Source organism: Mycoplasma enhydrae, assembly GCF_025779955.1.
GTDB classification, from domain to species: domain Bacteria; phylum Bacillota_I; class Bacilli_A; order Mycoplasmatales; family Metamycoplasmataceae; genus Metamycoplasma; species Metamycoplasma enhydrae.
Genome location: NZ_JAOXHI010000008.1, coordinates 1 through 12,706, shown reverse-complemented (window position 1 = coordinate 12,706; position 12,706 = coordinate 1). Strand labels below are relative to the sequence as shown.

General features: G+C 26.4%; 13 protein-coding genes. 11 read left to right on the top strand and 2 right to left on the bottom strand.

The features are described 5' to 3' along the window. Window positions 1-94: 94 nt before the first annotated feature. Window positions 95-1,246 (bottom strand): tRNA uracil 4-sulfurtransferase ThiI, encoded by a 1,152-nt coding sequence (gene thiI / locus OF364_RS02420; RefSeq protein ID WP_205851013.1) that lies wholly within the window; start codon window positions 1,244-1,246, stop codon window positions 95-97. 1 nt (window position 1,247) lies between these two features. Continuing rightward, a complete protein-coding gene (locus OF364_RS02415) occupies window positions 1,248-2,783 on the bottom strand; it encodes a hypothetical protein (protein WP_263752770.1) in 1,536 nt (511 codons plus the stop codon). A gap of 164 nt (window positions 2,784-2,947) precedes the next feature. Between OF364_RS02415 and rpmG the strand changes: the two genes are divergently transcribed. The 11 genes from rpmG to OF364_RS02360 all read left to right on the top strand — a co-directional run bounded on the left by rpmG (window position 2,948) and on the right by OF364_RS02360 (window position 12,549). Continuing rightward, the gene (rpmG, locus tag OF364_RS02410) at window positions 2,948-3,094 is read left to right on the top strand and encodes a 50S ribosomal protein L33 (protein WP_205851011.1); all 147 of its coding nucleotides are present in this window, start codon (window positions 2,948-2,950) and stop codon (window positions 3,092-3,094) included. Continuing rightward, window positions 3,094-3,387 (top strand): preprotein translocase subunit SecE, encoded by a 294-nt coding sequence (secE, locus tag OF364_RS02405; RefSeq protein WP_241006043.1) that lies wholly within the window; start codon window positions 3,094-3,096, stop codon window positions 3,385-3,387. The genes rpmG and secE overlap by 1 nt, the downstream gene beginning before the upstream one ends. Before the next feature lie 10 nt (window positions 3,388-3,397). Continuing rightward, window positions 3,398-3,976 carry a transcription termination/antitermination protein NusG gene (nusG, locus tag OF364_RS02400; protein WP_205851010.1) on the top strand — a complete coding sequence of 193 codons (579 nt, stop codon included), beginning with the start codon at window positions 3,398-3,400 and terminating at the stop codon, window positions 3,974-3,976. 102 nt (window positions 3,977-4,078) lie between these two features. Beyond that, on the top strand, window positions 4,079-4,630 hold the full coding sequence (locus OF364_RS02395) for a variable surface lipoprotein (RefSeq protein WP_205851009.1): 552 nt from the start codon (window positions 4,079-4,081) through the stop codon (window positions 4,628-4,630). A gap of 60 nt (window positions 4,631-4,690) precedes the next feature. Then, window positions 4,691-5,650: a tRNA (adenosine(37)-N6)-threonylcarbamoyltransferase complex ATPase subunit type 1 TsaE gene (locus tag OF364_RS02390; RefSeq protein WP_263774081.1), complete on the top strand. Its 960-nt coding sequence runs from the start codon at window positions 4,691-4,693 to the stop codon at window positions 5,648-5,650. Next, on the top strand, window positions 5,650-6,585 hold the full coding sequence (gene tsaD / locus OF364_RS02385; protein WP_205851007.1) for a tRNA (adenosine(37)-N6)-threonylcarbamoyltransferase complex transferase subunit TsaD: 936 nt from the start codon (window positions 5,650-5,652) through the stop codon (window positions 6,583-6,585). Before OF364_RS02390 ends, tsaD begins: the two co-directional genes overlap by 1 nt. A gap of 1 nt (window position 6,586) precedes the next feature. After that, complete coding sequence (yihA, locus tag OF364_RS02380; protein ID WP_205851006.1) at window positions 6,587-7,138, top strand: ribosome biogenesis GTP-binding protein YihA/YsxC; 552 nt, start codon at window positions 6,587-6,589, stop codon at window positions 7,136-7,138. Window positions 7,139-7,252: 114 nt separating this feature from the next. Continuing rightward, on the top strand, window positions 7,253-9,217 hold the full coding sequence (locus OF364_RS02375) for a GGDEF domain-containing protein (protein WP_263774080.1): 1,965 nt from the start codon (window positions 7,253-7,255) through the stop codon (window positions 9,215-9,217). After that, entirely contained in the window at window positions 9,210-9,635 is a 426-nt protein-coding gene (gene rplI, locus OF364_RS02370; protein WP_241006041.1) for a 50S ribosomal protein L9, read from the top strand. Before OF364_RS02375 ends, rplI begins: the two co-directional genes overlap by 8 nt. Before the next feature lie 25 nt (window positions 9,636-9,660). Further along, window positions 9,661-11,142 (top strand): replicative DNA helicase, encoded by a 1,482-nt coding sequence (dnaB, locus tag OF364_RS02365; protein ID WP_263752777.1) that lies wholly within the window; start codon window positions 9,661-9,663, stop codon window positions 11,140-11,142. 9 nt (window positions 11,143-11,151) lie between these two features. Further along, complete coding sequence (locus tag OF364_RS02360; protein WP_205851002.1) at window positions 11,152-12,549, top strand: YitT family protein; 1,398 nt, start codon at window positions 11,152-11,154, stop codon at window positions 12,547-12,549. Window positions 12,550-12,706 lie beyond the last annotated feature (157 nt).

The window sequence follows — 12,706 nt, the reverse complement described above, 5'->3', positions numbered from 1 at the left end:
CATTTTAATAAACATATTAAGCAAGAAAAATAAAATTGAAAAAAAGTATTGATTTTAATTTGATTAAAAAAAGCAGTATATAAAACTGCTTAAATTATTGACTTAAATCAAACTTCTTTATTACAACGTTATCTATTGCTTCATCTTCTAGTTTTTGAAGTTCTTGCAATTCTTCTTCTAATTTTTGAGCTTCTTGTCTAGTAGGTTTAGTTACAGGAAATCTTGGAGCAAATAATTCACAAGTTTCGCAAGCTTTTTGTGTAGATATATTCATTGTACCTATGCTTTCAGCAATTTTAATTGTTTCGCTTTTATCAAAAGAAATTAATGGTCTAAAAATAGGTAAATCACATACTTCTGAAATGGTATAAATTGACTCTAGTGTTTGAGAAGCTACTTGGGCTAAATTTTCTCCGTTAGAAATAGCGGCAATATGATATTTTTTAGCTATCTTTTGAGCAATACGATAAAAACTTCGACGCATTAAAGTTATCTTATATTTTTGATTTGAAACAAGACCAATGTAATTCATTACTTTGGTGTAATTAATTTGAAATAAAGTTGATGAGCCTTGATATTTATTTAATACTTTAATAATATCTTCAATTTTCTGTGTTGTTTTATTATCTGTATGAGGTGGAGTAATAAAATTTAAATATGCGATTTTTAAACCTCTTTTTTGCAATAAATTAGCTGCTACAGGACTATCAATTCCGCCACTAATTAAATGCAAGCATCTACCAGAAGAGTTTACTGGCATTCCACCAAGTCCATAAATGTATTCACTAAAAATATAACTAGATTTATCTCGTATTTCAATATAAATACTCAAATCAGGATTAGATAAATTTACTACTTTATTTTGAGTAGCTTTTAGCACTATGGCACCAAAGTGCATATTTAGTTGTGCTGAACTCATAGGATAGTTTTTATTGTGTCTTCGTGCTTTAATAGCAAAAGAACTAAATTCTTCATTTTCTATAATTTGAAGAACTACTTTTTCTATATCTTTTAGTTCGTTAGAAGTTTCATAAACAATTGAATATGAAGAAATACCAAAAATATATTTTAAAGCTTCTAGATTGTGCTCAGAATAATTAACAAAAGCACGATCAAATTCCATTTTAATTTCTTCTTTTGGAATGTGGTTTTCCAGATTTCTTTTTAATTGGTTAATAAAATCTTTTTTATTCTCTCCCTTTAGGCTTAATTCCCCATATCTAATTAGTATTTTGGTTTTTTCCATATTATTCCTTCTTTTTTAATTCAATTATTTTGATGATAACTTCTTTATATTTGTGGCTATAAAAAAGATTATTTAACACCAAATATTCATCGCCATCAAGTTGTTTATCCTTAATGATATATTGATATTTTTCTAACATCTCTTTTGCAACTTTGATTTCAGCATTTAAAATGATAATCATTCATTTTATTGTTTCATTATATAGTTTTAGGGTTTGAGCACTTTTTTTAGTTAAAGGCTTAGCATTTTTCAATTGTTTTTGATATGCCTTTTGAAGAACATGAATATCATTAGTGATTGGAAAATCAAAATCATGATCTTTGTAAATATTAGTATTTTCTTTTTTTATGTTAGTTATTAGTTCATCTAAACTAATTTTTTGTTTGTTAAGCAAATTTTCTTGTAAAAAAATTAAGTTGTACATTTTCTTTAATAAAAAATTAAGTTCTCCTAATTTAATAGCAAATGAAATTTTGCTTTCTTCTTCTCAATTTTTAGCTCTTAAAAAATTAAAAAATGGTAAATCGCTTTTACTAAATTTATCAAATTCTTCTTTGTATAAATCATTACCCTTAACTTTTAGTAATTCAGCATGGTTTTGAATCATAATGTCCACTAGATCAATTATTGATTTTCGCAGATTATCTATTGTTTGATATGCAATAACTTCTTTAGAAATATTTATTAGTACTTCTTCTATTCTAGTGCTTAGATTTATTAAATCTTTTTCAAAAATATTTTTTCAACTAAAAACATTTGCATTAGCAATCTGATTTTTAAGAATTTTAATTTTATTTTTGATTTCCGAGCAAAAACCCTTAATTCATTTTTGAGTATATAAAAATCTAATTTTTTGTTTATTTTTTTCATATGTTGTAGCAATGTAGTAAATCTTATCTTCAATTTCTTGATTAATAAAGTTATAGTATTTGAGTCCTCTAGTAATCATAATGGTATATTCTCGAATTAGATTAATTGCATTTCTTTTATTCTTTTTTATTTCTTTTGAAGAAATATTTAAGTATTTATCTTCATCGAATCAATTAATAACTTTAGTTATTTTTCTTTGAATATTTATTTTTCTTGATTTTAAGTATTTAAAATCTTTAATTTCATTATTGTCAAGATAATTATTCATCATGCTAAAAGCACTTTTGATTTTTAGTGCAAAGTTTATTACATTAGTTATATTTGCACTTTCAAGCTGAGCTCATTTATTATTTTTATTAAAGATTTTGACTATTTTAGTTTTTTGTTCTTTAGCATTATTAAAAATTTCATACAGTTTATTATATTCTTTCAACTTTATTGAATTTTTGGGACTATTAGCTATTTCATATTTAAACTGGTCAAAATATTTATAAAATAAATCTTTATATGAAGTTATTTCAACAATTAATTCAGCCATTTGCATTTCTAATTTTTTATATTTTTTTTCTTTTTTTGAAACTTCATAAAACTGATTATTGTATTGTTCAAGTTTAGTAAATATTTTTTCAATTTTTAGTGATTGATTGGTCAATTTTTTTAAAAACACTTTTGGGGCTATTTTTTTAATATATAAATTAAAAACAATAATAGTAAAAAGCAGCAGTAATACACTGCCCCCTACTATTGCAATTATTGTTTTTCATCCAATCATAATTATTAAATTATAATTAATTAGTTCTTTTAAGGCAAAAAAATATATAATTTAAAAATATGAAAAAGCAGAAGAAAATAACATTAGCCTGCCAAGAGTGTTTGCGAAAGAACTATTCAATTAATAAAAGTAATGAAATAAGGCTGGAAATTAAAAAGTTTTGCAAGCATTGCAATGTTCAAACTTTACATAAAGAGGAAAAATAATGGAAGAGCAAAAAGACTTTAAATCAAAAGAAGAAATTAAAAAAGAAAAACAACAACAAAAAATGTTGAAACGTCAAGAAAAACAAGCAAGGCAAATGGCTTCAAAAGAAGGTAGGCTTTTTACTTTTAGAAACTTTTTTAGAGAAATTAAGCGTGTTGTTTGACCTAAACATTCAAAATCATGAAAATGGTTTGGTATTACTATTGCATTCTTAGTTGTTATGGCTATATTCTGCTTTTTAGTTAGCTTAGCATTTAGCAGTTTATGAAATGTTGTTGGAATAAAATCATAGGAGTAATAATATGAGCGTAAGTTATAAATGATACATGGTCTCAACTGTTTCTGGAAAAGAAGAAAAAGTTATTGAAGCACTTAAAAATAAAATTTCTTCACAAAACAAAACAGAATCTTTTGAAGAGATTAGAATTTTTAAAATGCCACACTTATCTGCAAAAGAATTAGAGAAAAAAACACGTGGAGAAGAATACACAGTTAAATATTTAAATATTTACAAAGGTTACATTTTTATTAAAATGGAAATGACAGATGAATCTTGATACTTAGTGCGTAATACACAGTTTGTTACAGGATTGATAGGTTCTTCTGGAAAAGGAGCTAAGCCAACTCCTATTAGTGAAAAAACCTTCCAAAAAATGGTTGAAAAAGAAAGAGCTTTAATTGAAAAATTTGAAGCTGGTGATATTGAAACTCCTTTCAAAGAGGGTGTAATTGTAAAAATCATTTCAGGTCAATATAAAGGTGTTGAAGGCGAAATTGTAAAAAATAATGATATTACATGCCGTGCTTTTGTTAATATTGAACTTTTTGGGCGTAAGACACCCACAGAATTTGGTTATGAAGAATTAGAGATATGCAGCTAAGCATATTTTTTTTAATCCAAAATAAGCTAAAAATGATATATAATATCATTAACTTTTTTAATTTTAAACTTAATAAGACTTTAAAGAAAGGGAGATATTAAAATGAAAAAAACTACTAAATTGATTATTGGTTTAAGTTCGATTTCAACATTAACCTTACCATTAATTGCACTATCATGTTCTAACCCGAAAACAAAATTAGAAACTGAAATAAAAGCAGCTAAACAAAAAGCTGACACTTTTGTTTTTGCTGATGATTTTAGAGATAAATATAATTTAGAAATCAAAAAAGCAGAAGATAGTCTAAAAAAAGAAGGTATTACCAAACAAGAAATTCAAAAAATATATGACGAGTTCAAACAAAATCTAAAAACCATCACTACCAAAAACACCGAAACAGTGAATAAATATAATGAAAATAGTAAGAGTGTGGAAAAGAAATTCAATGAGGTTAAAGAATTTGCTGCTGTTGGACTTAAAGATAATAAATATTCAGAACTTAAAAAGAAACTAGTTCATGATTATAAAGAATTTGAAAAAAAGACTTCAAAAATGCTTTCACATGAATATAATGACACTATAACAAAACAATACACCAAAGAACTAAATGATTTATTGGAAAAATATAAAACTGAAAAAGCTAAAATAGCTTAAGAAATTTATTTCTTAGTTATTTTTTATGCTTTTGTTTTTTAAAAATCAAGAAAGGATAACATGTTAAAAAAATTATATTTTAAAGAAAATCAACCACTAGACCAATTGGTTGAATATATTTTATCTTTTCGTAATTTAGAAGCCCTTTTATTAAGTGGAGAATTAGGTGCAGGGAAAACCACACTAACTTCTCAAATTGCCAAAAAATTAAATGAAACTAAGCAAGTTGTATCTCCAACATTTAATACAATTTTGATTTATGACAAAATTGTTCATATAGATGCTTACAAATTAAAGGGAGATCTTTTTGCATTTGAAGAGTATTTTGATAATAAATTAGTAGTTGTTGAATGATATGAAAACATTAAGCATAATTTTAAAAATTATATTAAGGTTAATGTAACACTAGAACAAAAAAATAATGAAATTTATCATGTTTTTGAAATAATAGAAAGCACTGTTAAAAAAGGTTTATTTATTGAAACAAGTCTTGAAGATTTCTTTGTAGCTATTGTAGAAAATAATCAAGTTATTGATTATAAAATCATCAAATCATTGATAAAAAAAACTGATAAGTTTTTTGAAGTAATTGATGATACTATAGCTAAAAATAATTTAGACATAAATATGATGGATGAAATTTATACCACTATTGGTCCAGGTAGTTTCACAGGAGCAAGACTTGGCTTTAGTTATGGTCGCACCAATACTCAAATTCAACCATTAATTGCTAATAATGATATAAGCTTAAAATTAATTCCGACTTATGAACTGTTTTTTATTCAAAATAATAAAAAAGAGGTTTTCATTAAAGCGAATAAATATAAAGCTTATAAGGTATCTAAGAAAAATAAAAATATCAATATTGATATAGTTGACATTTCTAGCAAAATTGATGTTTTTGATTATAGAAAATTCATTAAAAACCCCAAACCTTATTTAGAATCTTTTAAAGAGCCAAAAGATTTATTGGAAGCTGAGTTAGTTTATGCTAGTGATCCACAAATTGGAGGGCAATAATGATAATTTTAGCTATTGAAACTTCTCATGATGATACTTCACTTGCAATTTTGAAAGATAATCAACCTATATGAATGAAAACAATTTCACAAACAGATATTCATAAGCAATATGGGGGCACAATTCCTGAAATAGCAAGTAGATTACATGTTAAAAATATTGCTTTAATTTTAGATGATTTATTTAAATCTAATGCTAATATATGTTCTAAAATTGATTACATAGCTTATACTAAAGAACCTGGCTTAATTGGTTCGCTGCAAATTGGTTATATTGTTGCTCAAAGTTTATCGAGAATATACAAAGTTCCTATCTTAGGTCTAAACCATTTAGAAGGACATTTCTATTCGGCTTTTATAAAAAAAGAACTAGAATTCCCGGCCTTAAGTTTACTTGTTTCTGGTGGTCATTCGCAAATTATGTTTTATAAAAGTCAAAATGAATTTGAAATTATTGGGGAAACTCAAGATGATGCAGTTGGTGAAGTCTATGATAAGGTTGCTAGAAAACTAAATTTAGGTTTCCCCGGGGGTCCTTTAATTGATAAAATATGGCTTGAAAGCAAAGATGTTTATCTAGATCATTTTAGTATTCCTCAAACTGAAAAAAAACTAAACTTTTCATTTAGTGGTATTAAAACAGCTGTTATAAATTACATAAATAATTTGGTTAACAAAAAACAAAAAATAAATATAAATAAAATTGCTACAGAATTTCAAAATACAATAGTGATGTATCTAAAAAAACAATTTAGTCAAGCAATTGAAATATATAAACCTAAATGCATTTCTTTAGTTGGTGGAGTTAGCGCTAATAAAGCAATAAGAAATATGATTTTAGAATTGCATAAAAATGTTTACTTACCTGAAATGGAATATACTACAGATAATGCAATGATGATAGCTCGTTTGGCTTATGAGAAAGTAAGGAAATAATATGTGAAAATTTTTAAAAAGTTCTACTTCGCAAGAAAACTGACTAGAAAACCATAAACAAGAAATTGTTTTTTGAGGTAGATCAAATGTAGGTAAATCTTCATTAATTAATGCCTTAGCTAATTCAAAAATAGCCAAAACCTCATCTACTCCTGGAAGAACAAGATTAATTAATTATTTTTTAAGTGATAATAACAAAATAATAGTTGATTTGCCTGGTTATGGTTATGCAAGTGTGTCAAAAAAAGACCAAGTTAAAATTGCCGGCATTATTGATTACTATTTTAGAAACTCTAATACAACTAAAAAAATTTGTTTCTTAATTGATGCTAAAGTTGGCTTTACACCCATAGATCTTGAAATGATTGAATATATTAATTCACTAAATTTGCACTTTGATATTTTTATTACCAAAATAGACAAAGCTAATCAATCTCAAAAACATCGTGTAAAATCTCAGGCTTTAACTTTTAAAGATGACATCAATATTTTTATGATTTCATCACAAAAAAATATAGGCATTACAGAAATTATTAAATTTTATGAACTATAAGTTAAAAATCAGCTTATAGTTTTATTTTTTATCTTCAACAATATTAATATTGTTTAAAATATGTTTTTAGCCCTAAAAGACCTTTTTTTAAACAATTTTTGTATAATTTTAATTATGAAAAATGAAAAAAGAGAAGTTATACTTTTAATTTTAAAAGTTTTATTACTATTTGTATTACCAACAATAATTTTTTTTATTGGTATTTTTAGGTTTCCAGAAAATGCCAAAATTGCTATTATAGTTATATACTCAGTGTTGATTATTGCGCTTGGTGCATATTTGATTTTTATCATCAAACGATATTTAAAAGATATGTCATTATCAAATAAAACATTAAATCAATATATTCAAAATGAAGTAAGTCAATATGGAATAGGCACAATTATATTTTTAAACAATGGAAGAATAGTTTGGGCTACTGATTTTGTGCTAAAAAGATTTGGCAAAAAAATCATTGGCAAAAATATTAAGAGTGTTTTTGGTGTTAATGAAATTGATTCAATTCAAAGAAATTTTAAACACAAAAAAGATGAATATCAATATGACGTTCATGTTAGCTTTGAAAAAAATGTTATTAGCATTAAAGATATAACTGTTCAAGAAAATCTATTAAGCAACTACATGAGCCAAAGAGTAGTTTTTGGAGAACTACACATTGATAATATCAACTTGTATCAAGTTATTTTGTCACAAGAGGAAATATATAAAATATACTCTAAACTTGGAGTTTGATTTGATGATATTGCCAAAAAGTATGACATTATATATCATCAATATGATAATGGTAGATTTTTTGTTTTAACTACTAGTGAAACGCTAAGTTTATTTGAAAAAAACGGGTTTCAAGATTTTTTAGAGCTAAGTAACAAAAAAATTCATAAAAATCTAAATTTAACTTTATCTGGTGGTTTTGCTTATGGAATTTTTAAATTTGAAACTTTAGATAAACTGTCAAAAGATGCATTATTACAATCTAAGACACGTGGTGGTAATCAAATTACTGTGTTAACCAAAAATGAAAAACCTAGATTTTATGGTTCGACATCTGAAATTGATATTAACATGTCACGTACTAATGTTGCTTACATTACTAATATTTTGATGAACAAACTAAAATCAGAAGAAATTAATAAAGTTATTGTCTATGGGCATAAATTCGCTGACTTAGATGCCCTTGGTTCTGCTTGAGGAATTTATTGCCTAGCAAAAGGTTTTAAAAAACAAGCATATATTCAAAATAAAACATTTGATGAAACCACTAGACGAGTATATAATCGCCTGAGTGGTAATGAAAAACAAGTATTTATAAGTCCAGAAGATGCCACTTCTCTAAATGATAAAAATACATTAGTAGTTATTTGTGATACATCTGATGAGACTAGAATTGAAAATATCCAAGCTTTTAGCAAAATTGAAAAAGAAAATATTATTGTTATAGACCATCACCGAATTGGTTTAAATCCCGAATATGCCTTCAGAGAAAATTTATATATTGACTCTTCATCATCTAGTGCTTCTGAAATTGTTACTGAAATAGTAGCACTATCGAACAATAAAGATAAAATTGATGAAAAAGCTGCACAGCATTTATTAAATGGAATTTATTTAGATACAAATAACTTTCAAAAACAAACTTCATCTAAAACATTTTTAGCAGCATCTCTATTACAGTCTTGAGGTGCAAAAATTTCTATTTCAGTTGAATCTCTAAAAATGAATGATGTAATTCATGAAAAAATTAAAAAATTATTGGCTAATTTAGCTGAAGTTAAACCAGGTTATTTTTTAGCATATAATGATAATATAACTGTCTCTTCAGACATAATTTCCATGGCAGCTGATGAAATCCTTAGAGTTAGTGACCGAAAAGCAGCATTTGTAGTTGGGAAACTAGATTCTAATAGATGTAAAATGTCAGCACGTGGTATTAAAACAAACGTTCAAGTTATAGCTGAAATAGTTAATGGCGGTGGGCACTTTGGCTCAGCAGCAGCAGAAACAGATGAAGATATGGAATTATTTGTTGACAATATAAAACAAGCGATAGTGAGTGTGAAAAATGAAAGTTATAATGATTAAACAATATGAAAAATACAAAGTAAATGAAATAATCGAAGTTAATGATGGTTTTGCTAAAAACTTTTTAATTAAAAAAGGCTTTGCTCAACCTTTAAACAAACAAACATTAGCAAATTTACAAAGAGTTAAAAACAATATAGCCATTGACCATGCCCAAGAAATATCTAAGGCAAATGAAATTAAAGCTGAAATTGAAAAACTAACACTTAATTTCTTTTTAAAATCAAATGGCAATATTGTTCATGGCTCAATAACAAATAAAGCAATCGAAAAAGAACTAGCTAAAAACAATATAAAAATTAGTCCCTATGCTTTATCAAAAGATACATATAACACTTTTGGAAAACATTATATAAATGTAAAACTACATCCAGAAGTTACAGCAATTTTATTAATCGAAATTTTTGAAGATAAATAAAAATTAAAAAAAGAAAGGAATTCTTATGTCAAATCTGAAGCAAAAAGTAACAAATACGTCTAATTTAAATGACAATGAAATTAGAATTGCTAATAACGAAGTAGCTTTGTTGGGTTTATTGCTTACAGATCCGACACAAGAGGCATATTTAAGTATTTCAGAACAAATACGTCCTGAAATGTTTCATTTTAAATCTAATCAAATACTATATAGTGCTATTAGTTCAGTTATCAATAGTTCTATTAATTTTGATTTAACTAACTTATGAAATTATTTAGATAAAAATAAGTTAACTGATGATATTAGTGCTTTTGGGATGAGAGCAGTTGAATATATTCCCTATTTAACCAAAAACCCAGGGTTTATTTCTGAGCTTAAAAAATATACTGAAAACATCATCAAACAATACAAGACCGATAGATTATATGATTTATTAATTTCATCTAAAGATACAATTGAAAATAAAAAATTTGATATATCAGATTTAATTTCTAAGTTGCAAGTAAATCTTTTAAACATTGATATCTCTGAAATTCATTCAAGTTATGATAAAGTTTATGATACTGCACAATCAATTCTTAACCGAATTTTAAAACATGATAATAATGATGAAATAGGTGTTGGTCTTTCTTTAGGTTTTCCGGAATTGGACGATCTTTTATTAGGTATTAATAAGGGAGATTTAATTATTATTGGTGCTCGTCCAGCAATGGGTAAAACTGCATTTGCTTTAAATATTGTTAATAATATAGCCAGAAACAACAAAACTGTTTTATTTTTTAGTTTAGAAATGTCCAATGCACAATTGGTACAAAGAATGATGGCAACAGAATCGTTTGTACCAATTAGGCAACTTAAATCAAAGAACATAAACATTGAAGAACAAAGAGCTTTAATGCAAACTGTTGAATTAATGAGATCATGAAAAGTATTTCTAAATGAGCGTTCAACTTCAACCATTTCGGATATTATTACATCTTGCAAGAGATTTGCTAACAATAACCAAGTTGATTTAATAGTAATAGACTATTTACAACTAATAAGTGGTTCTTCATCAAACAAACAGCAAGAAAGTCGTCAACTTGAAATAGCAACTATTTCACGTTCACTTAAGCAATTAGCAAGAGATATTAATTGTCCAATTATTGCTTTAAGTCAACTAAGTCGTAATTTAGAAAAAAGAGAAGATAAAACTCCTATTATGTCTGACTTGCGTGAATCAGGTGGAATTGAGCAAGATGCCGACCGTGTTATATTTTTGCATCGTCCAGAAGTTTATAAAAACAGACAAAATATTAATAATGAATCTAAAACAGAAAACGGTCAAAAGTCTGAAATTAAACAGGAAGCTTCAGTTGCAAATATTATTGTGGGAAAAAACCGTCATGGAGCCACTGGAGTTGTTCAATTAGTTTTTTATCCTGAAATTAATCGATTTGTTTATGAACACAGACCACAAGATTTTAGATCATCTATAACAAATACACCAAAGCAAAAGGAGGACTAACATTTTTATATGAATCAACAGCAAATTAAATTAAATCAAAAAATAAAAAAACGAGCTAATGCTAAAGCTTTGCGTGATGAAAAAGAAAAAATTTTAAATCCATTAAAAGTTAATTTATTTAATGTATGAAAAAAATATCCCAAAAAAATTCTATGAATGTTTGTCAGTGCTTTTTTGTATAACATTGCGCTTACTGTATTCTTAAAAAAAGCTGCAACAATAGCTTCAGGTACATCATCATTAGCACAAATCATTACTTTTACTTTGCCTTCAACTGCTCAATATTATGGGCTATTTTATGTTCTAGTTAATTTACCTTTGATGTTTGTTTTTTGACGCATGAATCCGCGAATGTTTATGGTTTTAACTTACTATTGGATGTTATTTCAAATTATTGTTCAATTATTATTTATTGAATACACTGGTCGTGGTTCAAATCCAATTGTAAACTTTATAAATCAGCGAATTACTTTATATAATCCCACCGCTACGAGTGGTTATTATTGAGATCCATTTGGTATAGATTCGCGAAATATTTCAAAATTATTTGCTTCAAGTAATTGACAATCAATTTTAAAAGGCACTGAAAGAATAATGAATAACCAATATCATGCTTTAACAAGCATAGAAGATGTTAAATTAGCAGAATATTTTAGTAATCAATTTTTCTTGTCAGATTTTAAAATAATTAAATCCAATATTAACCATTTAGGCTCGGGTCATGCTTTTAGTGTTATTCCATATGATGCGCTTAATGTTATGCCTCAAGTTCTAAATGGTACTAATATTCATGGCGTAAATGATGGAAGTACTTGACCAGTTTTAGTTTATGCTATTATTGGTGGAGTGTCTGAAGGATTTGCTTCAATAGTAGCTTGAAGACAAAGAGGATCAATAGGTGGAACTTCAGTTATATCAAACTACATTGCTTATCGTTCTAAAAAACCTGTTGGTAATGTATTTTTAATGGTGGCTATTTGTTTTTCTTCCGCTTCAACAATCATAATTGGTTCATTAGAATTTAGTGGCAACATTATAGGTCACGTTTGACAATCAGATTTATTTTTAACAAGAATAATGGGCACAATTGCATATCTATTAGTATTTTCAACTCTAGTTAATAGGTTCTATCCTAAATACAAAAAAATCAAAATTGAAATATATACAAAGCGTCCAGAATTAATTGCAGAGCAATTTAAAAAAATTGGCTATGTACACCCTTTTAACATTTTCCGTGGAGTAGGTGGATTTAGTCATGATGAATTTGGTAAGTTAGAAACTGTTGCATTATTTTTAGAAAAAGATTTAATCATTGAACAAGTTAAAAAAGTAGATAAAACTGCTTGAATTACTACATCTAATATTAATGGTGTTTCCGGTCAATTTGACACTTCATTTGTTGACTAACCAATTACAAAACACCTAACACATATAGGCTAAACATATCCCCTATTAGTGGACTACCACAAATGGAGGATATGTTTTTTATTATGAAAAAATATAAGACAAGAATATTTTTATACAAGTTGTGTATGAGAGTGCTTACTGGAGAAAAAATTCCAGA